Here is a 26,929-nt window from a genome sequence, read left to right as displayed (position 1 = left end):
GGATGACTTGTGCATTCACTATATTTAACTAGCTGGGATTTTTTTAGAGATTAATGTATTGATTTATCGAAACCCCAAGTTAGGCTTTTACTAAGACCATTGGCACTAAGACTTGCGCTAGATGGGTTAAATTTCGTCATATTTCCATACGCCGGAGATGGTAAGCAAAGTTAGTCCAGGTTGTTTTTCACCATAGCTAAAAACACAAATATATTTTGAATGGCAAGACGGACAATCTGTTCCAAAGTACAATGTTGGTAAATCATTTACTGTCAATTCTCCAAAGTGAAGCAAATTTATGGAGGTTTCGGAGACAATTTTATTCTTTAATAATTCATTTTTAGCTAAAACCTTTTCGTTATTGTACAATTGAAAAATCGGAAAGCCTGATTCATAAGGTGTTATTTTAACGATATTTTCATGGCCACAGTTACAACATTTGAATTTTACTTCTGCTGAGTTACCGATCTCTGCATTACTGAACGTGTTCTTGACAACAGAAACCTGTTTTTCAATGAATATTTTTTTTGAAATGGAATACATCTAAATGATTTTATTGTGCAATAACTACGCCCACAGCTCCCGGGTATTTTCCACTCGGGTTTTTCTTAATTGTTACTTTAATATACCCTTCCTGGGCCAATTTATTCCAGGTTTTTTGGTAGCCAGTCGCTGGATCGATCGGGATTTTCCACATGGTCTGCTTACCATAGCCCATCTGATTAAACCAGGGAATAATATCTGCTGTTTGGCCTTTGAAATTTAATGAATTATTTAAAACTTCGATTTCATAATAAAAATCATAAGCATTTTCCGGTTGATTCAAGGCTCTTTGCCCGAAAGTATATACGGATCCATTGATGATTGGACTGGTAAAACTTCCTCCCAAGGTCGGAGCTCCTGTTCCGCTATAGGTTCCAATCGCACTACTGTATCTATCGTATTTTTGTCCCATCGCGATTGGTGTATCATCTACTGTATTGAAACCTCCGTTTGCAGGTGGCCATTTTCCGTTTAAATTGTTGTTTATAAATAACGTTTCCAGGTCGCCCCACTTTTGTTTCTTGTATAAATCGTAAACCTGATCCCTTATCGTTTGGCTTACAGTATTTGAAGGATCATAGGTCGCAGCCAGTTGGTTTGCGTTTTTGTAGAATTCAGTGGTTGCCGTAATTGGTGGTTCATCTAAAAGACCATCCTTATCTGAGCGACAAGCCGCAGAGAATAATACAATGTTTAAAAGTAGTAAGTACTTTAATAAATTTTTCATAGCTGTTAATTTAGTTTAGTAAAGTGATGATTTTAAAAATAGATCGATAATGACAGTAAAATAAGACATTTACTGCATTGCGAATCTAATATTTTTTAATGATAAAAAATACAAATGAATAGAATATTCGCCACATATTGCCCTTCTTACTAGCGCAAGTCTTAGTGGGGAGGCAGCTGGGTGGACGACTTGTGCATTCACTATATTTAACTAGCTGAGATTTTTTTAGAGATTAATGTGTTGATTTAATGAAAGCCCAAGTCAGGCTTTTGCCAAGGCAGTGGGCGCTAAGACTTGCGCTAGATGGGGATCTGGTTCCTGCTGGCTCTTCAATAATTTTTTGATCGTTTAAAATAAGCGTTTAGTGCATGCGCTTCATATCCCCGCGGATCTTACTTGCTATCGGTTAAAAACCGGGATCGCATTTGTTACGACCTGCTCACCCGTTTTTTTGTGTCAGACATTCCACCTTTTGGGTTATAACCGTGGCATTGCATCGATCTACATTTGTATTATCAAATGCAATGATAAAGATGTATCCAAAGCGAAATTTAAAGAAACATCATTAACAGGTATTTATGCGGTTATTTAAAATAATTGATGTATACACGTCATTAAACAACTTAAAAATTATAAAATCATGGAACTAAAAGGAAAAACAATATTGATTACAGGCGGTGCCGCAGGTATTGGTCTGGAAGCGACAAAACAGTTTCTGGCTAATGGAGCCAAAGTAATTATCACCGGCAGAAACCAGGCAAAATTAGACGCTGCAAAAAGATCGTATCCGGCTATAACTGCGATACAAAGTGACGTAGCTGATGCCAAAGATGCAGAATTACTTTTCGATCAGGTTAAGCAACTTGGAGGGATTGACATCCTATATAATAATGCCGGCGTGATGAGCGGCCCACAGAACCTGGGAATAGCCAATGATAAACATTTTGAATTGGCCAAGTATGAAATGGACATCAACTACCTGGGTGTAATCCGCCTGAACAACCTGTTCATCGAGATGCTGAAATCAAGGAAAGAAGGCGCCATAATCAATACCTCTTCACTCTTAAGTTATGTGCCATTAAATCTTGGCCCAACCTATTCTGCCAGCAAAGCGGCCATGCGCTTTTATACAGTGGCACTGAGAGATCATTTAAAAATAATTGGCAGTAAGCTTAAAGTGTTTGAGCTAGTACCACCTGTGGTGGCAACAAGTATGACAGAACACGTTGAGACAAAAGGAATCTCTCCGGAAAAACTGGTGAATGCATTGATTGCCGGCATCAAAAATAATCAGTTTACTATACGTGTCGGTATCACCAAATTGGTTTACCTGGCCAATCGCCTGTTTCCTAAAATAGCATACAGATTAGTGAATCCGGCTGAAAATGCCAGTCAGCTTCAGTCATAGGCACATTTTCTCCTTACATTATAATATTGAAAGATCATGACAACAGATATTTTAGGCTCAGCACCAGACAAACTTCATAATATTCTTAATAATCAGAGAAGTGCCTTTTTACGTCAAGGCGCACCCACACTTGAACAGCGCAGAGCCGATTTGAGAAAGTTTAAAGCTGCACTGATCGCGCGAAGAAAAGAGATCGAAGAAGCGATCAATACTGATTTTGGACATCGGTCGCGGCACGAAACAGCCGTCGTAGAAATATTAGGCGTGGTTGAAGGGATCAAATACCTGGATCGCCATCTCCCCAAATTTATGCGGCGAACCCGCCGTCATGTAGCATTGCACATGCGGTTTGGCAAAGCCCGGATAGAATATCAGCCACTTGGCGTTGTAGGAGTGATAGCCCCCTGGAATTACCCCATCAATTTATCGTTGATGCCGGTTGTTACCGCAATTGCGGCGGGTAACCGGGTAATGCTTAAGCCCTCTAAGTTTACACCTGCCACAAACGCCGTAATCGAAACAATGTTTAAAGACATTTTCCCGGAAGAGCAGGTAACTCTTGTAAACAGCGATGGCTCAGCATTTTCTAAATTACCTTTCGACCATCTTGTTTTTACGGGCAGTACCTCGGTAGGGCGTTCGGTAATGAAGGCCGCGAGCGAGAACCTCGTGCCGGTTACACTCGAACTGGGTGGCAAATCTCCGGTGATTATCGCTAAAGGCTACCCGCTTCAAAAGGCTGTATCCCGTATTGTATACGGCAAATTGCTTAGTGGCGGGCAAACATGCATAGCACCCGATTATGCACTGGTACACGAAACAGAAATTGATGCCTTCATTAAGGCTTATGACAATGGCGTAAAAATTGCATACCCTGATGGTCCTACGAGTGCAGACTATACTTCGATCGTAAATGATCAGCAATATGATCTGTTGATGGGACTGCTTAACGATGCCCGCCTGCACGGGGCAAAGGTTATTGAAGTGGGTAACAGACCCAGCGATGCCTTAAACCGGCCACACACACTTGCCCCAACCATTGTGCTGGGGGTAACCAATGACATGAAGATAGCGCATGAAGAGATATTTGGCCCCATATTGCCGGTACTTTCTTATCATACTATTGAAGATGCTATCGGTTATGTAAACGCACGGCCAAGGCCACTGGCGCTTTATTACTTTGGTAATGATAATACGGATAAACGAAAGGTGCTGGATCGTACCACCTCCGGTAATGTTACCATCAATGGTACGTTCTTTCATATCGCGCAAGATGATCTTCCCTTTGGTGGTGTAGGCGACAGTGGTATGGGGCAATATCATGGCATAGAGGGCTTCCGCACGCTTAGCCATGCCAAGGGTATATACGAGCAAGGCCGCTGGAATGGCATGGACCTGCTTCATGCTCCCTTTGGAAGCCTTACCGATAAATTGATCGGGTTCTTTCTACGTTAATTTGTAACTTTATAATACTATGCAACATTTTAAGTCTCTCAGTGAACTGGCGTTTGCCAACGGGATGGCACCGCCTGAGCATCCGCTGATTGCTTTGATCAGGATACGCGAAAATATGGTGATTAACCACCCGGAGTTTACCAGCGATTGTTATATGATTGGGCTAAAGCGGGTAAAGGCCGGATTTATGCTTTATGGCCGCACCAAACTCGATCACGAAAAGGGATCGATGATATTCCTGAAGCCTCGCCAGGTTACTGAAATGCGGAACTTAGCATTTGAAGAGGACGGGTATATCCTGTTTTTCCACGAAGATTTTTTAAACGGCAATCCACTCTACCACGAGATCCAAAAGTATGCTTTCTTCGATTACGAAACTAACGAAGCCCTGCACCTGGCACCAAGGGAAGAAAAAGTTGTCTGGAATATTTTTAACACCATAGAACTGGAATACAATAATAACGAAGACGAATTTAGCCGGGAAATCATTTTAGCCAACATCAATTCCATGCTGAAATTCGCAGAGCGGTTTTATAAAAGGCAATTCATTAACCGTAAACAGCTGTCCGGTAAAACGGTTACAGAGTTCAATAGGGTATTGCTGGACTATATTAAAGATGGCTCCCTTGATAAAGGTTTGCCCGCTGTAGCTGACTTGGCAGAAAGGCTCCATATTTCGCGGCGTTATCTTACAGACCTGCTGAAAATTGAAACTGGAAGGACTGCTCAGGATCTCATTCATTTAGCCCTGATCAATGAAGCGAAAAACAGGTTAACAGTTAATGACAAAGCGGTATCTGAAATAGCCTATGCCTTAGGATTTGAAAATATGTCTTACTTTTCCAGGCTTTTTAAAAGAGAAACAGGAATTTCACCAACATCTTACAAAAAGAAACCCATAAACTAAAGATAGTGAAGAGCATTTTAGCCTATGGCCGGTGTTGTTGCAGCACACTTTAAAAAAAAGAAACTGCCTCACTTTTGAGACAGCTTATTTAATTTTTTTCTGCGGGGAAGGATGGACAGTTTAGTTTAATAAACAATATTATAGTAGCTTATAATCAAAAGGTAGTTCTGCTCAAATTATTTGACTCGTCCTAGAACTATTGATTATTATTAGCCAGGGGAATATTCCCAAATAGAATTATTGCAGTAGAAAGAGATCAACTTTTATTTTATTTTTGCTTATGAAAATCCCCGATTTTACATCATCTGTAGACCCTGCAAATATTGCTGCCTTATCAGACACTATTCAGAATGGTGCAGATTTTTTTCATATACTGGACCTCAGCATAACTGGTAATCCGATTTTTTCATTTGAATATAGCAGGAAGAAATTTTACACAGCTACATTATTACAAGGTGACTATCAGCTTGAGTTTGAAGATAGGAACATTGATATTTCGGGCAACTCCTTACTGTTCACCACCACCAAAATTCCTTTTGGGGTTCACGAGGCCGGTTTAGGGTACTCCGGGATTAGTTGCGTCTTCAAGGAGGAGTTTATCACCAAAGCTAACAGCGGTTATCGTTTACTTGAATTTCCAATCTATAAACCAGGCAGACAGAATATCTATTCCCTTACAGAGGAGCAGACGAAACTTTTTATTGAGGTCTACAATAAAATGTTTGATGAATCACAGGCCGATAGCCCTTTTAAAGATAATCTGCTACGCACCTATTTACTTGAGATTATTTTCAATGCACAAAAGCTCGCGCCGTTTAGCTCCTTCGTAAAAACGAACAATACCACCGAGGTTATCGCCTGTTCCTTTATAAGATTGTTAGAATCGCAGTTTCCCATAGAATCCCCTCAGGATACAATCAAATTTAAAACTGCGAAAGATTTCGCAGACAGCCTGTCACTACATCCCAATTATTTGAACCGGCAGGTAAAATTGTCTAAAGGAAGAACTGTAAGTGAGATCATCGCAGCAAGGCTTGTTCAAGAGGCTAAGATCTTATTAAAATTAACCAACTGGAATATTGCGGAGATTTCTTTTGCACTCGCTTTCGAAGAGCCGTCGCATTTCAATCTATTCTTTAAAAAGCATGCCAGCATTTCGCCTACAGATTACCGAAAATTACAAAAGGAATAGTTGCTCCATGAAGTTGGTGCAAGAAAGTTTGATTTTAGTAAGGATCGGTGTTATTTGCGCTAACATCGGCCATGCCATCCACGCTACCTTTGCATTGGAATTAAACAATTTGCAAAATGACAAAGATAGCATTAGTGACCGGAGCCAATAAAGGCATTGGTTTTGAAACAGCGAAACAACTAGCAGCTCACAATATTAAAGTTTTATTAGGGGCAAGAAATGAAACCGAAGGTAAAAAAGCGGAAGCTGCCTTAAGGGATTTATCATTAGACGTAACTTTTGTACAACTAGACATCAGTAATTCAACTGATATCGATAACGTTAGAAAATACATTGAAAGCGAATATGGTGTATTGGACATTCTAATCAACAATGCAGCCGTATTTTTAGACGGCGCGTGGTTCGGAAATAACACGGAAACTGTATCCACACAAACCCTGCGGGATACTTTTGATATTAATTATTTCGGTACCGTAGAGCTGACCCAGGCATTATTGCCCGCAATCAAAAAAAGCGAGGCGGGGCGTATTGTAAACATCAGCAGCTTGTCTGGTTCCTTTGGTATTCATCTGGATAAAGAACATTGGTTATACGCTTTAAAACCTTATGCTTATAGTGCGTCAAAAACGGCCTTGAACCAGTTCACAGTTTTTCTGGCTAATGCCCTTGCCGCTTCCAAGATTAAAGTAAATGCAGTTAGTCCGGGTTGGGTGAAAACATCCATCGGTTCAGACCAGGCACCCTTAACTACGGAAGAAGGTGCTAAGTCAGGTGTTGCCATGGCATTACTTGATGAGAATGGTCCAACAGGAACTTTTTCCCAATCCGGCGAATTTGTACCATGGTAAATACCAACCTATAATTTTAAACGCGGAATGTGCAACTGACTGTATCAGATTATTTGATTTAAACTATAATCGCTCCCTTTCTTTGGAACGCTTTAATCACGAATCCAATCAATACAGCATTGGCAAAGGGCCGTAAGACCCCATAGCTCACCCAACCAGGGGCCTGCATGCCTCCCAGTAAATTGAACCTCGCTGAGGGGACAAAGAGGTATTATCTTTGCCTAACTACTCAAGTGACTGGGAGGTGTCACCCTCGCAATATCAAAATTAAAGTTGCTCTGCCACGATTTAATTCTTTTATGCTGTACCACATCATTTTATATAACTAATCAAAGCCAGTCCTTTCGCGGCTTTGTTGATACTTTTCTTATCTCCAAATAATACAATGCCAAGGTAGATTATGTCCCTTATGGCGACTTCTTCAATGTTTGCTTGATATTCCCCGTAAGTACGAGCCTGTTGTGCAAAAGAAGTAAAAGATAACTAAAATAAAATACAAGAAAGTTTGGTTGGTCACCAGTCATCTTATACCACCTGCTCTGACTTTTTGGTGTGAAGATACAACAGTTCTTTAATATTTTGAGTAAGGCGGATTTCAGCTAACATTGTATGGCTTTGTCAAGGAAATTGCTAAATTGCCATTTCAAATAGTGAAATGGCAGGCTATAAATCATATACTGATCAAGAATTGATTTCATTGCTGAGAAGCGGTGACGAATTTGCTTTTGAAAATCTGTACCTGCGCTACTGGGAAAAGATGTTTTATTTTGCCATTCAGAAAACCGGGGACATCATGGATGCAGAGAATGTAGTACAGGATGTTTTTATTTCTTTGTGGAACAGAAGATCTTCCATTAATGTCACCTCAGAACTTTCTCACTACCTGATAGTATCTGTAAAATACCGGATCATTAAATTGTTTGAAAAACAACGAAACCAGCGTTTGCATGAAGAACAGAGTTTGGTAGCTTATGATATTTTAGACGATTCTACTCAGCAATATCTCAATTTAGAAGAACTTCGTAGCAGGCTTGAAGAATTTATCTGTAAACTGCCGGAGAAAAGTGCGGTCATTTACAGAATGAGCAGACAGGAAGATGTCAGCCATAAAGAAATCGCCCTCAAATTAGGTATCTCGGAGGATGCGGTAAATTCAGACCTTAAAAGGACTAAAAAGAAGCTGGCTATTAATCTCAAATCATTTCTTCATACCGTTTTATTGTAGTTTAATTTTCAGTATATCAGTTAATTATACTTTTTTATCATTTTTATCTGTCACATTTTGACAGTTTCCCTTTTCAGCAGGTACTTGTCTATATAAGACCTATCGGAAATGATTGAAAAAAGTAAAATAAGATTACAGGAATTGTCTCATAGATGGTTGAAAGGCACGCTTACCAAAGCGGAACAACAGGAATTCGACGAATGGTTCAATGAGCAGAATCAGATTCCGATAGAGATGCCATCTGATATTGCTAAAAACCGTGAAGAGCATGAGCAGGCAATATTAAATCGCATTAAATATGCAACAGGTATTGCCAGACAACCTAAAGTGGTCTCCTTATGGCCGCGTATTGCGATTGCTGCCACTGTTGCGTCCATCATTTTTGGAGCTGTACTATTTTACTTCAACAGTGATACCAAAAACACGACCGATCAGATTGCTTACTCCAATGATGTCAAACCAGGGGTGCAAGGCGCTACGTTGACGCTGGCCGACGGGAAGAAGATATCGATAAATGATGCGGTGGCCGGAAACATAGCTTTGCAGTCTGGCGTGAAAATTTCAAAAACCATAGACGGGCAGATCATTTATGAAGTTACAGATCAGAATTCCGAGACCTCGGATTACAATACCCTAACTACGTCGCGGGGAGAACAAACACAGGTACGTTTACCTGATGGCTCTTTGGTTTTTTTAAATTCTGCATCCTCCCTAAAATACCCAACTAGTTTTGTCGGAGCGAAATTCAGGCGCGTTACCCTAACAGGTGAAGGATATTTTGAAATTTCAAAAGATAAGGTACATCCTTTTTTGGTCCAGAGCAATGGGCAGGAAGTAGAAGTATTGGGAACGCATTTTAATATCAACGCGTACAAAGATGAAAAGGCGGTGAGAACGACATTGCTGGAAGGTGCGGTAAAGATTACACCAATGCCCGGCAACAGAACAAAAAGTTCAATTCTCAAACCCGGTCAGCAAAGTGCACTGGATGAAAACGGAATCCAGGTTACTGAAGTTGACCTGGAAGAAGCCATGGCCTGGCAAAAAGGCTATTTCAGTTTTTATGACGAAGACATCTCTGCAGTTATGCGAAAAGTATCGCGATGGTACAACATAGAAGTGGAATATCAAGGTCAATTGCCGGATGTTGGATTCAATGCGCGTATCGACAAATACAGCGACATAAAAGAGGTGTTAAAAATATTACAAAAATCAAAAGCCGTTCACTTTAAACTAGAAGGGAGGAAAGTTATCGTCAGCAAATAATTACGCAATGGCTAAAACGCCAAATCCCGAGTGGAATCGGGATCTGGTGGTCTAATTGGCTATAAGTCAATAAAAATATATCAACTAACCGCAGTCAGCCTAGTGTTTTCGAGGCAATAGCTTACTGCTAAACCAAACTAATTACTAATGTATAAAAAATATACTAACAAACGGGGTGTGCCCAAGGCATACCTGCGTCAAATTCTATTGATTATGAGGCTAACCACTATCGTCTTGATCATGGCTATTATGCAGGTAAGCGCATCCACCTTTGCGCAGCGCATCACCCTGTCCGAAAAAAATGCTACACTAAGAAAGGTGTTCGACCGCATTTCCGATCAAAGCGGATACAACTTCATTTTCACCAGCGATTTGCTAAAAGGCACAAAACCTGTATGGATCAACGTGAAAGACACAGAACTGGCTCAGGTGCTGGACAAGATTTTTGCCAATCAGCCCGTGTCCTTTTCAATTGAAGACAAGACCGTAGTAATAAAAGCAAAAGAAAAAAGTTTATTCGAAAACATCATTGCCAACTTTCAAGCGATTATTGTCCGGGGTAAGGTCTTGGATGAAAACGGCCAACCCCTAGTTGGCGCTAATGTATTCATTAAAGGTACGAATAGATCGGTAAGGACGGATCAAAACGGAAATTTTTCAATCGACGATCTTCCAGATAACTCTGTGATCGTGATTTCTTATGTAGGTTATAAGGTGAAAGAAGTCAGGGCTTCTTCAGATTTTATGACTATTAAACTGGAGCCAGATGAACAGACTCTACAGGGTGTAATAATCAATAAGGGGTATTATTCTACCTCCGAAAAATTAAATACAGGTTCCGCTGTTCAGATTTCGGCAAATCAATTACAGAGGCAACCACTTGGAAATCCTTTGCAGATGTTACAAGGATTGGTTCCAGGCATGCAAATCAAACAAACATCTGGTATGCCGGGATCGGCCACAACGGTATTCATCAGGGGTAGGAATTCTATTAACTCCGGACTTATCCCACTTTATGTTATAGATGGAATTCCGTTTAATGGCGTTCCAGTGGATCAACAGGTAGGTTCAGGAGCAACAACCTTGGGAGGGCAACCGAATGGTTTTACCGATCCGTTAAGTAATATCAATACTAATGACATCGAAAGCATTACAGTACTCAAGGATGCTGATGCTACAGCAATTTACGGGTCAAGAGGAGCCAATGGAGTAGTGCTGATCACAACCAAACGCGGTGCAAAAGGAAAAGCAACATTCGATGTGAATTACAACAGCGGTCTATCAGAGGTGGTAAATCAAAGAAAGCTGCTTTCATCAAGCGAATACCTGGATCTTCGTAGAAGAGCATTTGCCAATGATAACAGAACGCCAACTGTAGCTCTTGCCCCAGACCTTATGCTTTGGGATCAAAATGCCAATACCAACTATCAAAATATGCTTATTGGCAATACAGCCAAACAAAATGAAGTTAGTACCTCTTTGTCTATGGGGAATGAGCGCTCATCTCTTCTCCTCAGTACGAACTATAGGCACGAAACATCCATTCTTTTTGGGAATGGCAAATATCAAAAAGGTGGTTTCAATATCCGTGCTACACAAACTTCGGCCGATAATCGACTTAAACTGGATCTTGGCACTTCACTCGGATTGACCTCCAATAATATGCTCGGTAGTGATTTTGCTTCGGCTGCGATAAATATTCCTGCTAACTATCCGCTTTATGACAGCACCGGCAAACTCTATTGGGTTACCAACTTCAGCAATCCCATTGCTACTAGCAACCAATCGGTGTTAAATAAGGGAAGCAACCTGCTTGTCAGTGGGAATCTTTCGTATAAAGTGAGCGAGCATTTAACAGCCAGAGTAAATTTGGGCTACAACAACATATCGCAGGAATTAAAGGCAAAAGCCCCTGCAAGCACCCAGAATCCACTATTTTCTACTCCTGTATCTTCAGGTATCTATTCCGAAACAGAGGGTAAAGTTTACATCGCAGAACCTCAATTAGATTATCAGACAAAAATTTGGAAAGGAATATTGAAAGCAACATTGGGAGGAGCGTGGCAGCAGAGCAAAAACAATCAGCCTTATTTTATAAATGCGAACACCTTTGCTTCGGAAAGTTTGATGGACAGTTACACAAATGCCGCAAACTTTACAACTGTGAGAAGCCTCAATTCTGAATACCGCTATGTTTCTGGCTTTGGTATCTTAAACTACAACTTGTTGGATAAGTATGTTGTTAATGTTGTATTTCGTAGAGATGGATCTTCGCGTTTTGGACCCGGGAATAAATATGGGAATTTCGGTTCAATAGGATGGGCATGGAATTTCGCAGATGAAAAATTCATCCAAAATCTAAACCTGTTTAGCTATGGAAAACTTCGTGGCAGTTATGGTGTGACAGGGAATGACCAGTTCGAGAATTACAGCTTTATGGATACTTATACGTCAACAACTTCCAGTTATGGCGGTAACCCTGGATTTTATCCTACTCGCCTCGCTAATCAAGATTTCAAGTGGGAGGCCAACCGCAAAATGGAAGTGGGACTCGAATTGGGCTTTCTGAAAGACAGAATACGTTTTACTTCGTCTTTTTACAGAAACCGTTCAGACAATATGGTTGTCCGTAATGCTCCTCTTCCGGCACAAACAGGGTTTAGTACCTATATTACCAATCTGGATGCGCTTGTACAAAACCAAGGGGTTGAGTTTGATCTGAATGCTACTCCAATAAAATCGCCTGGTTTCACATGGGATGTTTCCTTTAATTTGTCCATTTCAAGAAATAAGCTTTTAAGCCTTCCCGACGAACTATTTACACTTTATGGAAATACCTATGCGGTTGGATCAAGTTTAAATTCATACGTTGTATATCAAAATACCGGATTTGTAAATGGTGTAGCTCAATTTCAGGATAGAAATGGCAACGGCGCTGTAACAAGTGGTTTGACCAATGATAGCTACGTTGCCGGAACAAGAGATCCTCAGTTTTATGGGGGATTGGCTTCTGCAATCTCTTACAAAGGTTTGAGGTTAGACATTTTGGTTAATTTTACTAAGCAAACAGGTGTAAATCAGATTGCATTTCCTGGGTTGCTTGGTAGTCAACTAGATGATTTGAGGGACACGCAATTTAAACCGAGTTCTTTAACCAGCTCAGCAGCCTATAGCTCTTACGTTAATTATGCCGGATCGGACGCGGTTTTGACTGATGCGTCTTTCATTAGGCTGCGTAATGTTTCGCTAAGCTATAATTTGCCGGAGAAATGGTTGGGTGCCATTAAAAGCAAAAGGGCGCAGATCTACCTGCGGGGGCAGAATATTTACACAATAACTGGCTACAAGGGGCTTGATCCTGAAACCCAAGGTTCGGTACTTCCTCCCCTAAAAATGTTTGTGGCTGGCTTACAATTTACACTCTAAGTAAACATCATGAAAAAGAAGATTCAAAATATAAAAAACGTTGCATCAACAATGTTACTCGCACTATTGATGATAGGTTTAAATGGCTGCGAAAAATTAATTGAAGTGGGTGTGCCGGTCAATCAACTTACCAGCAGTAACGTATATACCGACTCGGTAACTGCTCAAGCGACCGTAAACGGTATGTATTCTGTTATGTATAATACAACAGGTGGCGGCAATGTTACCGCTTCCACTTTCGGAACTTTCGTCATTAACTGTCCGGCAAGATCTGCTGACGAATCTTATTTTCCAGACTCGCCTGATGACTTTGAGAGCAATTCGCTAGATCCGACAAATATCAATAGCAATTCAATTTGGGTTAGTAGCTACCTCAGCGTGTATCACGCCAATAAAATTATAGAAGGAATGGAAAACAGCGATTTGTCTGCCACACTTAAAAGACAGCTGATAGGTGAAGCCAAGTTCATAAGGGCATATTGCTATTATACCTTGGTCAATTTTTTTGGTGATGTACCATTAGTCACAAAAACAGATGTGCAAACGAATATATCAATGCCGCGTACGCCATCTGATCAGGTTTATGCACTGATCATTCAAGACTTAAAGGATGCACAATCTTCGCTTGCACGAGACTACAGCTGGTCAGCAGGGCTTAGAACCAGGGCAAACTATTGGTCGGCTACAGCCATGTTGGCAAGGGTATACCTTTACCAGAAAGAATATGCTTTGGCAGAAACGGAGTCAAGTAAAGTAATTGCAAATTCTACACTTTTCACCATGCCAACACTTTCCACAACATTTTTGAAAGCCAGTACCGAGACCATCTGGGCGTTCAATACCAATCAGTTTGGTTACCCATTTATTACAAGGGCGTTCTTAACGGGTTCAACCGGCGAACCTGGCCAGCCAGTTACAGCACAATTGGTAGCTGCTTTCGAACGGGATTTGACACGGCCTGAATTTGAAGATGACCGGTTTACCGCCTGGTTGCGAAGGTCGCCAGGGGGGCGCTATTACTCGGTAAAATATCAGTCTAGTACGGCAGGCGCCAATACCGAGTTTGCTGTGGTGCTACGCTTAGCCGAACAATATTTGATCAGGGCAGAAGCCAGGATACAACAAGATAAGCTTACTGATGGAATAAGTGATCTTAATGTAGTTCGAACTCGTGCCGGGCTTCGTGGAACACCATCTACAGGTAAGGCAAACCTACTATTGGCTGTAGAGCATGAACGCCAAGTGGAGCTTAACATGGAATTTGGACATCGGTGGTTTGACTTGAAGCGAACTGGAAGGGCAACAGCTGTACTTGGTCCTATCAAAGGCCAAAATTGGCAGTCAACCGACCAATTGTATCCCATTCCAACGGTACAAATAACTAGTAACACCAACCTGACTCAAAACCCTGGTTATTAATATATCTTCGACATGACAAAAAATATCTTCATACTGGTCGCGTTATTACCTCTTTTTGCCCATGCTCAACAGCAATATGTTGTGAAAGGAAATTTTCATGATACCAAAAGGACGGGCAAGGTATACCTGACCTACAAAATAGGCGGCCTTACCAGAGCTGATAGCGCTGTGGTTACCTCAGGCGTTTTCGAACTGAGCGGGCCGATGCCTGCGGTTACAAGTGGTTATTTGCAATTTGTCGGGCTACAACGTGCTACAAAAAAGACATCACCTGACGCCATCATTTTATATTTAGAGCCTGGACAGATTTCCATTGTGGCAAATGATTCATTGAAACATGCAACTATTAAGGGATCCAAGGTTAACGATGATTATCTCAACCTAAACAATTTGGATGAGCCTCTAAAAATGGAATTGAATAGGTATAGAGAGCAATATTCGGCTATTCCTAAGCATGCACCTGATCTTATACAGCAACAACAGGCGGTTCAGGTTAAAATGAAAGAACTGGCCGAAAGACGAAAGCTGGTCTATAAGAATTTTGTGCGCGATAACCCGAATTCTTACATTAGCTTATTTGTTATCCGCGATGTTGCCGGACCATACATGGACCAGGAGAATGGTGCGGAACTTTTCGCTGGTCTGTCCGATCGGATAAAAAATTCACCAGACGGCAAACAGATGAAAACAATGCTTGATGGCTTAGCCCGTACAGCTAAAGGAAATATGGCTCCCGTTTTCAGTCAGCCAGATACAGCCGGAAAAATCGTTTATTTGACTGATTTTAAAGGTAAATACGTCTTGGTAGATTTTTGGGCATCCTGGTGTCATCCATGTCGTGCTGAAAATCCAAGGCTGCTCAAAGCGTATAATCGTTTCAAAGACAAGGGGTTTAGTATAGTGGGTATTTCTATTGACCAGGAAAAGATGCGGAATGCTTGGTTAAAAGCCATAAAAGACGATGGTATGCCTTGGACGCAGTTGATAGACGCTAATGCTGATAAGAACGGTGCAGCGGCACTTTACGGTGTAAAAGCAATCCCTTCTAACTTTTTAATAAATCCCGAGGGAAAAATTGTCGCGAGAAACCTAAGGGGGGAAGATATTGAAAAAACAATTGAACGTATACTGAAAGACGAATATTAAAAAGCAGTTACACGAGCTGAAGCACATTGGATTTTTTTTCAGCAGCTCTAATTCGTTCCCGCTGATCGGTACTAACCGGGCCCAAGCCCAAAACCTTAAAGGGTTGCTCGTTAAAAAGCAGCCCTTTTTACTTGGCTTTTAAGATGTCACGATGCAAGCGCCAGGATTATGACCGTATTCTCTGAATTGCTGGAAAGACAGTTTCCAATTGACTCACCCTATAACCGCTTCTCTATGCGTTCGGCAAAGGACTTTGCAGATAAGCTATTTGTTCATGTAAACCATCTTCCCAGGGCTATTAAACAGACTACTGGAAAAACCACTAGTGAGCATATTGCTGAGCGGATTACCCCGAAGGTTATGCTGTGTCATACCAACTGGAATATCCCTGAGATCAGCTACTGCCTGGGCTTTGAGGAACCAGCTCATTTTAACCATTTTTTTAAGCGCCATTGTTTTCGGTGGGTCATTAGAATTTTTCATGGTGACTCACCGAATCTTTCACTTTGGGTATGTTAGTGAAGGAATCGAATGATACCCCTAGGAACGCAAAAAGCCCGCTATCATACGATTTGCGGGCTTTTTAAGGACTTTAATGCCATTTGTGCGGAGAGCGAGGGATTCGAACCCATGCCTAAAATTCCGCTTTAATATGTTTTATAGGTCGTTTCAAAATTATGACTCACCGAATCACTTACCGCCTTCTTTGATCGCAAAGTATATGTTTCCATATATACGAGATTTTTAGTACCTTTTAAAATATAAATATAAAGAGATTCAAATCCTCACAAAACTCCAGGCTGGATTCATACAGCTTTTTACCGGTTTGGTCCGTTTGGATAATGACTTGGGCGTCCATGTAGTCAGCTTAATATCCAGTGTTAACCTGCAGCGCTTCCAAACCTTCTTCGGCTAACGCCAAGGGGTTTTTACCGGATAATATTCTAAAAACCTCTTGCCCCAAAACTCTCGTGTTTTTTTCACCTCGGCCCTTGCTGCTATGGTGGAGGTCAACTTCAATGCCATAGGCAAGTTTGATGTGCGGAACAATGGTATCCCGAAGAACGGTCAATGCTTTAAGCATCATATTATTCCTTCGGTCAATCAGGATCACTTTTTTGCCTGCCTCAATGCACAGTACATACCTGTCCATCACCAAAATTTCAGGATTGTCACTGGTTTCCAGATAAGTTTTTATCCTGGGCTTTTTCTGGCTAGGCTTTTTCCTGGCCCGTTTTTCATCCTGCACATAAGGGTATCGGCTCAAATCTATTTGGGGCAGGCCCTTGACCGCATCCCAGCGCTCCACCAATTGATGCAAACGCGGAACACCCGTTCCAACATTTGCCCCGGTTGGGCTGTGCAGGCGTTTGCAGTTAATCTTTAGCGATGCCGCCTGTTGCTCTATCTTTCGCATCTCCACGGAAAAGATAGATTTTTTATTACCTGAAAGCAGCGTAAAGAAGACGTGCCCCGGTTTATTGTCTTGAAGGAAAGCCTCGATCGCTGTCGTGTTCCAAACGATCTCATCGAACTGTTCCAGATCCGTATCCAACACAGAATAAATTCTCTGGCGGTGCTCCGGATTTGCCCAATCTGCATCCTCAATATCAAGAATCAGGTCCGTAAAACCGATTTTGTGGCGTTTACAAAAATCGACCATCGCCTGCTGGTCATCCCGGGCATAACTGTAGGGTCTATCCTTAAAGAAAATACTCACTGCGTCCCAAAAGTAGGCACTTCGGCCATAGAAGTAGGCTGCATTAACCAAATCGGGACGGTCCCATAGCGGATTAAATGTCCCAATGAACAGATAGTCGATTTCCCAGTCTGGAAAGAGCTGGCCATCAATATGCAAACCAAGGTATCGGTGAGGGCAGGGCATAGCGTCATTTTTGGATTTACTTAATTATAGTGAAATAATTCTGAAGAAAAAAATCTTTTTCAAAATACCCTTTCGCTTCCCTAACCTATAAATCACGGCCCATATTTGAATGAAGTAAGGCTTCAGATCATTCCTAGGGCGGATCTCCACTGGTTTAACAACCGTTCCAGATTCCAGGAGGCGTTGGCTGGGCTGGTGCTCGGCAAGGTCACATACCTGATGTTTGCCCTGCGCTTAAAATATTTGTCATACAGTACCTGCGCCTTATTTCCGTTAAAAGCAATGAGAGAAATATCAGATTGCCGGTGCATAAAGCTCTCCAGGTCATTCACCTGTTCTTCCCGAATCGCACTATCCAAACTGCCTTTGCGCTCAGAACTGTGTACCACGTCCCAAAGCCCGATGCCCAGACCAAATAGTGCGCTCTTCTTAGACGCATAATCCGTTAACTCCGCCCGCAGGCTTAAGCCCGCGACCACTTTCCAGAATCGGTTGCGCGCATGTCCATAATATTCCATTTTTCGTAGAGACTCATCACCGGGTAAAGTGCCCAGTATCAAAATTTGAATCCGCTCATCAAAAAGTGGCGCAAAGGAAGTTTTGACCCTTGAAGTCGGCACAGTTAAATGTGATGTTTCAATCTTTGGATTAGCGGATACCTTGCTGCGTGGATTGATCGACACGGCCTCACTAACAACATCAATTAGCATCGGCTTTACGGACCGGTTAACCGTGAACATAAGCGGATAATTCTTGACCCTTGCGTTAATTTGGGCGGCTGAAATGACAGTGCCGTCTGCTTTTCGGTACCACTTATTAGCGTTTAATGCTTCGCTGATCTTGCCGGCATCCATAGGTTGTCCGGCCTGCTGAATAAGCTTCTCAATGGCTTCATGTAATTTCATTCGTAAATTTTTTATGGTTTAGCGCAGCTAAAAAATAATGCGCCAAATACCCAAACCGCATCTGGTCTGCTTGCCATCGACTACACTCAAAGTTACTGCGTATCACTAACCTTTATCCCTTCATTTGTTAATAATGACGATTCCTTAGATCCAGTTCCAGATGAAATCTTGGGTTAAAGCCAGAAGATGGAATAGCTACCGTATCATTTAGCTCATTTGATCCCTGCCGGTTAGTGGATAGGGGCCGAGGTTGGATAAATTCCATGACCCGGTTTTCATCCTCCATTTTTAACCATTCCTCGTCTATTCTCAAAGCAGAGCGAGGCGCTTTTGTAAGCGCGTAATCCGGCGGTAAACCTGAAGCCTCCAAAATCAATTCGTCATCAAGACCCGAAAAAATACAAGCCAGATCAGAAAGTGGGAAAGCATGTTTAAAATGGAGTTGGCTATACCTGACCTTATCACTTAGGTCCTTACCTGAGGTGTCTGGGAAACGGTCTTTCATCTTTTGGGCACCCACCACGGTGCAACCTAAGCCTTTAGATTTTGGGCGTTTTTTTCGTACATAATTGTACATCAGGTACATCGGGATGTAACCCCTTTTTTTTGCATAGTCCAACAGGATGTTCACCTGTGAATCCGCCTCGGGACCTTTGCCCACCATGTGCTTGAACTGCGGATAGGTACCGTCATCCAAGTGGGTTCCCTTTTTAACATCGCCCAGGTTATGGTAGATAATCTTGGCCTGCAGAGCATAAGTGTAGACCTCGTTTTTGCTCGATAGGATGCGCAGCAGCAAGTCGTGGCCATTCGCCTTCTCGTTTCTAGACTCAAAAAGGGTGTATCCAATATGGCCAAATCGATGTTTGAGCAGCCGGAGCTCATAAACGATATTTTGGGTAATCGTAGTCTCCATGATCCGAAGACCAGGGGTTTCCCTGGTAAAGCCAATACGTGCCCAGGTATCCTGTTCGACTGCCCTCAGCAGCTCACAGGGGCCCACAACTTCGCGGCCCCTTAGGTAGTGTTCATTACTCATGATCTAGGCGATTTGATTTTCATTATTCCAATTGCGAAACCCTAACGGCAAAAAAATATTAACCCATTATAAAACCCATACTCACCGGTACAATTGCTTCGCTAATATAAACTGCCGAGCTTAGGAAAACAACACATAAAATTCGGGTACAGGAGCAGGCCATTAAGCGGAGAACAGTGTTTTTGCTCTGGATTGATGTTAATCAATATTTTCTAATAGTGCATCTACTTCACGGTCAACATGCAGGTAATCCTTGAAGTTATCGATGTTGGCATGGTTGCCATCGATGACTGCTTCTTTTGAAGCAATACTTAACTTATCAAATATATATTTGAACATATAATCTAAAATTTCATTAAAAGCTGATTTCCTCTCGATGCCTTATTTTTGCCGCGGCATAAATCTGCCAGTACCGAATGAATGAAGGCTTATATAAAATGGAAAAAGAGAGAGGGAGGGCGTGGTTCATGTCTAATTTGGTTTATTCTTGGACGGATTCTGCGGGCATGAAGTCCTTGGGACTACAATTAAACTCCTGCGCGATTTTGTTAAGCTGGTCAAAGGAATACATACTAGCGGAGCGAACACTTTCAATTTGTCCGATGTATCCATCCGTAACTTCCAGCACCATAGCGATATAGGGCTGATATTTTTTATGCTGATTACGGATTCTCTTCACATTCTCCACAATGGCAAGCTCAAAGTTTGATTTCATTCCCATAGTAGTGCAAAAAGCATAAAATTTCAGTTTTTTGTTCTTAGTATGGACTAAGAATTGAAAAAAATGTTATAGGGTGTAGTAATACTCAACACTTGAAATTTAACTGAATTTTAACAATCTGTCTCCGCAAGCGGTAATCTTAACAACCAGGTATCTTTTATGTCCCACATAGAGTCCACCTCAAAATCTCTAAGCGAAATATTAAAAATACCAAAAAATAGGTATTGTGAGCCGTTTGTAAATGGCTATATTAGAGTTAGATATGTGATGATGTTCCCAGCGGCTTACAAAGGCTGCAAGCGGTGATTTAACGAAACAAACCAAACAAGCGCTCATGGATACCATTATTAAACCCGCCATTTCCGATCTTAGACATTTACATCGAGGCTCAGCTGCTTTCCGCAGAGTTAACCAGCACTTAAAGACAGTTTTTACCCAAATTTAGGCAGACAACTCACGTGTTCGATAATGCTGCTATAGATGTTAGCCTAGGGCTTATATTTATATTTTTGCTGTACAGTTTATTGGCAACTATTCTGCAAGAAATGGTTTCACAATGGTTTTCTCTTCGTAGCAGAAACCTGATGAAAACCATCAGGGGGATGTTGGACGGTAAAAAACCAAGGAATTCTTTTTCGTTAGTTAACATACCCTGGGATTGCTTAACCGGACTTAGTAATTATTTTAGTCCGATGTCCGAAGGCTCGTTGATGAAAGCTTTTTACGACGACCCTTTGATCAACACTCTAGGCGAAAACCGAAGCAACGCACGTCCTTCCTACATAAGTCCCAAGGATTTTTCACAAGTAATGATTAATATATTAAGGGGAGATGGCTTTGATCATACAGCAAATCCGATGAATAGAATTCGAGAAAATCTACTTAACGGAAAAATAGGCAGTGTAGTCCTTTCGCCAAGTACAATTAGGTATCTCAAACAGCTCTACATTAACTCAAATGGCGATATTAATAAATTTCAAATTTTCTTAGAGACTTGGTTCAATTCTGTTATGGATCGGAGCATCGGATGGTATAAAAAACAGACACAAAAAATCCTTTTCTGTCTCGGTTTCGCATTAGCTGTCATATTCAATATCGATTCGATTGCAATCAGTAAAATTCTGATCAACAGCAAAACAGCTCGCGAGCAGTTAGCAGATTTTGCCACCTCCAGGGCTTCGGTGTATGGGGGAATGGTACAAGGTAACGTTGCTAGCCAGCAAGAAGAAAATGCTTCGAAAAATGATACCATAACCCAAAAGGAAATTAGAGCACTTAAAACAGATGCCAAAGCGGTAAATCTCATACTCGGCCTAGGTTACGATTTTGATAAGGTCAAAAACAATTGCAAGCAAGGCATCCTTGATACCCTTGCTAAGTTTTCCAAAGCAAAAAAATTAGATCAGAGAACAATTCAAATGCTCCAGAAACAGTCGTCGGGGTGCTCCATCATAGTTCAATTGCCGCAAGAAAGTAAACCAATGATTAGATTTTTGGGATGGCTTATAACAGGACTGGCCATCTCGCTCGGCGCGGCATTCTGGTTTGACTTACTCAATAAGTTCATCAACCTGAGGGCAGCAGGAGTGAAAGAAGCGGCTTCGAATCCACCGTCAAATCCTTCGGAGGAAATTATATCTAGAGTAGGATGAAAGTAACCGTTTGCAAATACCTCAACGCCCGTAAAAGCGCACAGATAGCTGCTGAATGTCCCTTATACAGAAAGCCGGGCGATACCTTGGAAATCTCTCATGTTTTAACAGGCACCATGATTGAAGGTAACGCTATCTGGTATCGATGTTCCGAAGATGGCAATTTCTACTGGAGCGGCGGAATCATGCAGACAGTGGAATTGCTCCAGCCAGCGATTTCGATATCATCGTTTACTCAGGAACAGCAATTGGACATTTACATAACTGCGGCAAACGAGCTTAGTGCGGATTTTGCAGCCAAGGGAGGTAAGGGATTTAAAGGACTCGCAGTTGGCTATAAAAGTTTGAATGAGATTTTCACAGATGAACTTTCCCTTGTTTTTTATGTGTCAGAAAAAGACGATAATACAGTGTGGCCGATCCCGGCAAAAATCAACCACCGGGGTCTTGCACTAACCACCGATGTAAGAAAAATGCGGGATATCATATTGCATGAATCAACCGATGCCATAGAGGCGGACGAGGGACCGAATTACACGATGGGCGGTAGCCTTTCAGAGATGATTGGTGGGGTTGCCCAAGGCTTTGGCTCGCGGGCAAGCTTGGTTACAAGGCGTGATAAATATGGCGAACAACTCTTACTGCTTGCCTGCTTCCACGTGGCCTGTAACGCGCTATTTAAAAGCGGGATATTTACGCTAGATAATCAAAATCGCAAGGTGAGCTTTCCATCCCCTTTGAGAACAAAGCAAGAGGTTTCCAGCTTGCTGAGTGGAACTGTTGTGGAGGGTGGTTACGGTCCTGGTTATGATTATGCATTGATAGATATAGGACAGGCGAAACTTTCAAATAGACTACCTGACAAAGTAAATTTCGCGGGTTATTATACAATGAAAGAGCTAAAGACCAAATTCAATAAAGATAAAGTGTTAAGAAAATACGGTGCCAAGACATTGGATTCGGTAGGAACTTTTAGAACATTGCATACCACCGGGCGGGACCTAGGTAAAGGCATTGTGATGTCGGGCTTAATTGAAACAAGTTGCATGTCAGACAAAGGTGATTCCGGTGCCCCTGTAATTGACCCCGAAAATAATTTTCTTGTGGGTTATATTATCGCAGGCATAACCAAGGGAAAGGAAATTGAAAGGTGCTCTTTTATTCTACCCTTCGCCGCGCTTGAATTTAAATTTTCCATAAAACCCCATACATAAAAATGAATAACGCTAAAGCCAAATCTAAAATCATCTTTTTTCTGATACTAGCACTTTTTCTGGGTGTGTTAAACGCAGACGCTCAGAAAGCTGCCACCATAAATCTTAACTGGGGAGAGGCAACTGCCCCTGTAAAGCGTGAGGTTTCAGAAAACCAGCCAATCAACATTAAATTTGATAAATTACCTTCTATCAGTGAACGTAAACAATTTTTGGATAAAAGTACTCTTCAAATAATGGACAAGGCTAGTAATGTCAAGTCTATAACGTTGAAAGAAAAAACTGGGGTTTTGGAGTCTACTAACTCATTTTCGTTAACGGATATTACTGGCAAGCTTTCAGCAGGCGATCAAGTTTCGTTTACCGTAAACTATGGAAATATAACTCCTTTTTTGATTGCTATAACCGTCAAGGAAGAAAAGGCAGAGTCAATAACTAATGCAATGGCTACTGCGCAAGTTGACTCAAAGATCGGCCAAGTTCGAGCTGATTTTGAAGGTAAAATTTCTAAAACTAATGCGAACTTAAATGACTTGTCACAGCGTGTTGGCGCTATCGGGAAGCTACCATTAACCAATAAAGAAAAAAAACAGCAGGCTAAACTGTTGGCGGCGATGCGAGCAGACAGATTAAATAATGCAGATTATCAAGACTGCCCGGCCTGCGAAGATAGAGACGGGGATCTGATCTACGATTTCAAATGTAAACTCTTAGTCCAGGCAAGACTTGTTGTCGGAAATGAGGGAAAGGGACAAATTGACTACTATGTTGTAAATGATCTCAGGGACATAAAAGCCAAAGACCGCCGTTTACTGCGTTTCAAAATCGCTGGGATAAACAGGTATTTATATGATGTAGAGGTTACAGTGGATGATATTACCTTTAAATCAGAAACACCAGCATTGTGGAGCAGCTATTTTGGCGGGACAGGTAATTTGGCGGGGGTCCTTGCCGATAAACTCAAAACAGTAGATAAACATCAAGTTGGTGGAGAAGATGAAAATGAGGATCCAAGTGAATTGATAAACGAACTTCAAAAATTTGAGGACGATTATAATAAATTGTTAGAATATCAGCTTAAAGCTTACCTGTTATGTCCAACGGCAAAATGTTGTGGCGAAGCCCTGCCTACTGAGGAGTTCAGTTACTACTCCAAACAGCTTACCAATATAAACTATAAATTACTTCAGCTGGAACTCACAACCCTTAAAGGAGTTCCTGGTGGTGTAGAACTCAATGAAAAAATTACCGCCAAACAGGCTACCTATGATAAAATGGAAACGGCATGTGCGCTGGCAGATAAGATTGAGGTATTGACAAAAGATATTTCAAAATTAAAGGAATCAGAAAAGGACAAAATCGACAGTCTCAATAAAATTTTGACGCCGCTCAAAACTGAGCTCAGCAAGCTTGGCCTCGCCTGTGATAAAGCCGCTAAGACAAAACTTTCTGAAGAGCTGCTTACGCTAAGAAATTCACTGCCCTTTAGACAGGCAATGGATAAAGTGAGGGGGGCGTTACCAACGATAGATGACCTTAGAAAACTTTACCTATTTGATAAAAATATTGCCAGAGAAAACTTCTTCTACCGCTTACCACCGATTTATCCTGAAGGCGAAAAATTAGCGTTGACGATTGATATCAATGCTAGGGATACTGACATTGCAACTAAAATGGGCTTTCTGCCGACCTATCACGATAAATTTAATTTGAATTTCTCTATTAGGAGCAAAACAACCTTTAGCTTTTCTTCTGGACCATTCGTGAATGTGTTTGCAAACAACAGCTTAAAATCTTATGACTGGATAAGCGTTCCTTCTTCTGGCAATTTAGTGGATGCTAATGCCAGTTATAGGTTGGTCGAAAATGGGAGCCCAGCCGTTCCCTATGGCCTTGGTGCTTTCGCTAACGTTGGGCGCCGGTTTGGTGGCGACTTCGGATTATCTCTTACTTTCGGGGTTGGCGCCTCTATAGAAGAAAAACCACTGCCTACGTTTATGCTCGGGTTGACGCCGTCCTTTGGAATAGATAACCGCATACTCATATCTTTCGGGATTGCCGCGTCTCAGTTACGTACAGTAAAAAGCGAGCTTTATGGCAGCAATTTATATGCTACCCAGCCTACCTTGGAATATAGAAAACAATTTCGTCCAGGTGCCTTTATATCTCTTTCGTACGCAATATTAAAGTCTGAAACGAACAAAAAATCATCCTCAAAATCAAAACAATAGACAATGGATCTGAAACATTACATTATACTGATCATCCTGGCTACAACTTTTAGTAGTTGCAAGAAAGATTTTCCAGCGAGGATTGACCTAACTGCAGTTGCGAAAATTCAATCTATTTTGGTTCCAAATGAACCACCTAAGGTATTACCTGATCAAAAAATTGAACTAAATGATCTCAGTAGGGGAAGTAAGTTTAATTTGTTAACAGATAAATTAGGGGTTTTCAGCTTTCCTGGACTTGAAGGTAGTGGCCAGTACAAATTGAGCTATCGGCAAGAATTTACTGATGCAAACCAATACAGGGCAGTTTACGCAGGGGAACAGACTTTTACAGGTAGTTCTGCCGACCTCAATAGTTACACATTCATGGCCAATTTGGATACCAAAAACATGAAAGGGGTATTACTTAATGTCACAGACAAGGGCTCCGGGGCTATTTCTGGGGCAAAGGTGATCTTTTATTCAAGTGAAGAACTGGCAAAATTAGACCCCGACCTTGTGGGATATGGGTCAATATGTACGCTTACCTCGAATAACGTAGGCTTGTCACTAGCAATGCAATTACCTCAAAAAGTCCATATTAAGGCAATGTTCAAAAGTGAAGACGGCAAAGTAAAACTGGTGAGTGAATTGCAGACGGTGACGGTTGACACTTTTAAGGAAATTTCAATAGTAATCAAATAATAGAAGAGATTTATAAGTAAACGTTCACTAATAAGTTGTCTAATACACAACCTTGTAGAGAAGCTCCACAAATATCCTTGGTTGCGCTTACAAGCAGTTCGGATTTAAAATAGAATTGCGGAGAAATAATTCGGTAGCCGTTTTAAAGTCTATAGTATGCTTTAATGATGTGCGATATCGCTCAGCGGTCCCCTTCGTATATTCTGACCCGATGAGGATCTCCAACTTTCTGTTGTGTTCCTTGAATACGCCTATTATAGTATGATGGCTTCCTTATTTTCCAAGAAATCTATCTCTGATAGAGATTGCTGTGACTTCTTCATTATGAAGTGTTAATTGACGATGGGGCTCATGGATCTTAATTGAAGATCATCCAGGTAGGCATTGAGGGATTTTGAATCTTCTTTCTTTCCACTGCTCCGGCCCATTTACAGTATTCCATTGACTGGGTTCACAGGATCTTCCGGATGTCATTTCCACCCGTTTTCCGTTGACAATAATCCGCATGTAGATAGCTACAGGTCCAAATTGATAGTTTTTTTGCCTCTTTAAATAAAAGAGCAAGCTAAAATTAGTTTTCATAGTACTCACCTTAATGGTTAACAAATCTAACTTTGCAGGCAAATCAAATCAAGATGTTTAATCGCTAAACAGCTTGATATCTAACGGTTTAAGTCGTCTTCGGTGGGTCATTTGAATTTTTCATGGTGACTCACCGAATCTTTCACTTTGGGTATGTTAGTGAAGGAATCGAATGATACCCCTAGGAACGCAAAAAGCCCGCTATCATACGATTTGCGGGCTTTTTAAGGACTTTAATGCCATTTGTGCGGAGAGCGAGGGATTCGAACCCCCGGACCTGTTACAGTCAACAGTTTTCAAGACTGCCGCATTCGACCACTCTGCCAGCTCTCCGCTGCAAAAGTACGAACTTGGCGCAAATCTCCAAATGATTTCCATTCAAATATTTGCATAAATATTTTAAGCGTTGCTAATCATTTAGTTAGCTCGCATAAAAACCTTCAAAAAAACAAAT

The 26,929-nt window shown here is 41.4% G+C and carries 23 protein-coding genes, 1 tRNA gene and 1 pseudogene; 15 read left to right on the top strand and 10 right to left on the bottom strand.

Features of this window, described 5'->3' with window-relative positions:
• Positions 1-126: 126 nt before the first annotated feature.
• Both ASU31_RS12990 and ASU31_RS12985 read right to left on the bottom strand, forming a co-directional pair.
• Positions 127-543, bottom strand: a complete 417-nt coding sequence (locus tag ASU31_RS12990) for a hypothetical protein (protein ID WP_057932726.1) — start codon at positions 541-543, stop codon at positions 127-129.
• 10 nt (positions 544-553) lie between these two features.
• The gene (locus ASU31_RS12985; protein ID WP_057932725.1) at positions 554-1,270 is read right to left on the bottom strand and encodes a glycohydrolase toxin TNT-related protein; all 717 of its coding nucleotides are present in this window, start codon (positions 1,268-1,270) and stop codon (positions 554-556) included.
• A 640-nt stretch (positions 1,271-1,910) separates the two neighbouring features.
• On the opposite strand from ASU31_RS12985, the gene ASU31_RS12980 reads away from it, so the two are divergent.
• From ASU31_RS12980 to ASU31_RS12960, 5 genes are all read left to right on the top strand, one after another.
• Positions 1,911-2,678 carry an SDR family oxidoreductase gene (locus tag ASU31_RS12980; RefSeq protein ID WP_057932724.1) on the top strand — a complete coding sequence of 256 codons (768 nt, stop codon included), beginning with the start codon at positions 1,911-1,913 and terminating at the stop codon, positions 2,676-2,678.
• A 36-nt stretch (positions 2,679-2,714) separates the two neighbouring features.
• Complete coding sequence (locus ASU31_RS12975; RefSeq protein ID WP_057932723.1) at positions 2,715-4,133, top strand: coniferyl aldehyde dehydrogenase; 1,419 nt, start codon at positions 2,715-2,717, stop codon at positions 4,131-4,133.
• 19 nt (positions 4,134-4,152) lie between these two features.
• On the top strand, positions 4,153-5,040 hold the full coding sequence (locus ASU31_RS12970) for a helix-turn-helix domain-containing protein (RefSeq protein ID WP_057932722.1): 888 nt from the start codon (positions 4,153-4,155) through the stop codon (positions 5,038-5,040).
• A gap of 280 nt (positions 5,041-5,320) precedes the next feature.
• Complete coding sequence (locus tag ASU31_RS12965) at positions 5,321-6,232, top strand: AraC family transcriptional regulator (protein WP_057932721.1); 912 nt, start codon at positions 5,321-5,323, stop codon at positions 6,230-6,232.
• 116 nt (positions 6,233-6,348) lie between these two features.
• Positions 6,349-7,080 carry an SDR family oxidoreductase gene (locus ASU31_RS12960; RefSeq protein ID WP_057932720.1) on the top strand — a complete coding sequence of 244 codons (732 nt, stop codon included), beginning with the start codon at positions 6,349-6,351 and terminating at the stop codon, positions 7,078-7,080.
• A 312-nt stretch (positions 7,081-7,392) separates the two neighbouring features.
• Here the strand turns inward: ASU31_RS12960 and ASU31_RS28115 are convergent.
• Positions 7,393-7,548: pseudogene (locus ASU31_RS28115) on the bottom strand (DUF2000 family protein); the annotation flags it as partial.
• A gap of 187 nt (positions 7,549-7,735) precedes the next feature.
• Here ASU31_RS28115 and ASU31_RS12955 point away from each other — a divergent pair.
• The 6 genes from ASU31_RS12955 to ASU31_RS28050 all read left to right on the top strand — a co-directional run bounded on the left by ASU31_RS12955 (position 7,736) and on the right by ASU31_RS28050 (position 16,081).
• Entirely contained in the window at positions 7,736-8,305 is a 570-nt protein-coding gene (locus tag ASU31_RS12955; RefSeq protein WP_057932719.1) for an RNA polymerase sigma factor, read from the top strand.
• A gap of 108 nt (positions 8,306-8,413) precedes the next feature.
• Complete coding sequence (locus tag ASU31_RS12950) at positions 8,414-9,571, top strand: FecR family protein (RefSeq protein WP_057932718.1); 1,158 nt, start codon at positions 8,414-8,416, stop codon at positions 9,569-9,571.
• Positions 9,572-9,718: 147 nt separating this feature from the next.
• Positions 9,719-12,997, top strand: a complete 3,279-nt coding sequence (locus tag ASU31_RS12945; RefSeq protein ID WP_083505359.1) for a SusC/RagA family TonB-linked outer membrane protein — start codon at positions 9,719-9,721, stop codon at positions 12,995-12,997.
• Between the two features lie 9 nt (positions 12,998-13,006).
• Positions 13,007-14,416 carry a RagB/SusD family nutrient uptake outer membrane protein gene (locus ASU31_RS12940; RefSeq protein ID WP_057932716.1) on the top strand — a complete coding sequence of 470 codons (1,410 nt, stop codon included), beginning with the start codon at positions 13,007-13,009 and terminating at the stop codon, positions 14,414-14,416.
• Positions 14,417-14,428: 12 nt separating this feature from the next.
• Entirely contained in the window at positions 14,429-15,562 is a 1,134-nt protein-coding gene (locus ASU31_RS12935; RefSeq protein WP_057932715.1) for a TlpA disulfide reductase family protein, read from the top strand.
• Between the two features lie 168 nt (positions 15,563-15,730).
• Positions 15,731-16,081 (top strand): helix-turn-helix domain-containing protein, encoded by a 351-nt coding sequence (locus ASU31_RS28050; protein WP_157257997.1) that lies wholly within the window; start codon positions 15,731-15,733, stop codon positions 16,079-16,081.
• 349 nt (positions 16,082-16,430) lie between these two features.
• Here the strand turns inward: ASU31_RS28050 and ASU31_RS12925 are convergent, their stop codons facing one another.
• From ASU31_RS12925 to ASU31_RS12910, 5 genes are all read right to left on the bottom strand, one after another.
• Entirely contained in the window at positions 16,431-17,447 is a 1,017-nt protein-coding gene (locus ASU31_RS12925; RefSeq protein ID WP_057932713.1) for a hypothetical protein, read from the bottom strand.
• Positions 17,448-17,569: 122 nt separating this feature from the next.
• The gene (locus tag ASU31_RS12920) at positions 17,570-18,352 is read right to left on the bottom strand and encodes a DNA-deoxyinosine glycosylase (RefSeq protein ID WP_057932712.1); all 783 of its coding nucleotides are present in this window, start codon (positions 18,350-18,352) and stop codon (positions 17,570-17,572) included.
• A gap of 127 nt (positions 18,353-18,479) precedes the next feature.
• On the bottom strand, positions 18,480-19,391 hold the full coding sequence (locus tag ASU31_RS12915; protein WP_057932711.1) for a DUF6615 family protein: 912 nt from the start codon (positions 19,389-19,391) through the stop codon (positions 18,480-18,482).
• A 198-nt stretch (positions 19,392-19,589) separates the two neighbouring features.
• Positions 19,590-19,730: a hypothetical protein gene (locus ASU31_RS27475; RefSeq protein ID WP_157257996.1), complete on the bottom strand. Its 141-nt coding sequence runs from the start codon at positions 19,728-19,730 to the stop codon at positions 19,590-19,592.
• 142 nt (positions 19,731-19,872) lie between these two features.
• Positions 19,873-20,106, bottom strand: a complete 234-nt coding sequence (locus ASU31_RS12910) for a helix-turn-helix domain-containing protein (RefSeq protein ID WP_157257995.1) — start codon at positions 20,104-20,106, stop codon at positions 19,873-19,875.
• Between the two features lie 515 nt (positions 20,107-20,621).
• On the opposite strand from ASU31_RS12910, the gene ASU31_RS12905 reads away from it, so the two are divergent.
• Genes ASU31_RS12905 through ASU31_RS12890 form a run of 4 tightly spaced genes read left to right on the top strand, consistent with a single transcriptional unit; the run spans position 20,622 to position 25,893 of the window.
• Positions 20,622-21,764: a hypothetical protein gene (locus ASU31_RS12905; RefSeq protein WP_167346184.1), complete on the top strand. Its 1,143-nt coding sequence runs from the start codon at positions 20,622-20,624 to the stop codon at positions 21,762-21,764.
• On the top strand, positions 21,761-22,978 hold the full coding sequence (locus tag ASU31_RS12900) for a hypothetical protein (RefSeq protein ID WP_057932708.1): 1,218 nt from the start codon (positions 21,761-21,763) through the stop codon (positions 22,976-22,978). The genes ASU31_RS12905 and ASU31_RS12900 overlap by 4 nt, the downstream gene beginning before the upstream one ends.
• Positions 22,979-22,980: 2 nt before the next feature.
• Positions 22,981-25,209, top strand: a complete 2,229-nt coding sequence (locus ASU31_RS12895; protein WP_057932707.1) for a hypothetical protein — start codon at positions 22,981-22,983, stop codon at positions 25,207-25,209.
• A gap of 3 nt (positions 25,210-25,212) precedes the next feature.
• Positions 25,213-25,893, top strand: a complete 681-nt coding sequence (locus ASU31_RS12890; protein ID WP_057932706.1) for a hypothetical protein — start codon at positions 25,213-25,215, stop codon at positions 25,891-25,893.
• Between the two features lie 369 nt (positions 25,894-26,262).
• Here the strand turns inward: ASU31_RS12890 and ASU31_RS28110 are convergent, their stop codons facing one another.
• Positions 26,263-26,475 (bottom strand): Arm DNA-binding domain-containing protein, encoded by a 213-nt coding sequence (locus ASU31_RS28110; protein ID WP_057932705.1) that lies wholly within the window; start codon positions 26,473-26,475, stop codon positions 26,263-26,265.
• Positions 26,476-26,723: 248 nt separating this feature from the next.
• A tRNA-Ser gene (locus ASU31_RS12880) sits at positions 26,724-26,808 on the bottom strand.
• Positions 26,809-26,929 lie beyond the last annotated feature (121 nt).

The sequence above is a fragment of the Pedobacter ginsenosidimutans genome (assembly GCF_001442625.1).
Lineage (GTDB): Bacteria > Bacteroidota > Bacteroidia > Sphingobacteriales > Sphingobacteriaceae > Pedobacter > Pedobacter ginsenosidimutans.
The sequence above is the reverse complement of the archived record's forward strand: the minus strand, read 5'-3'. Positions and strand labels throughout refer to the sequence as shown.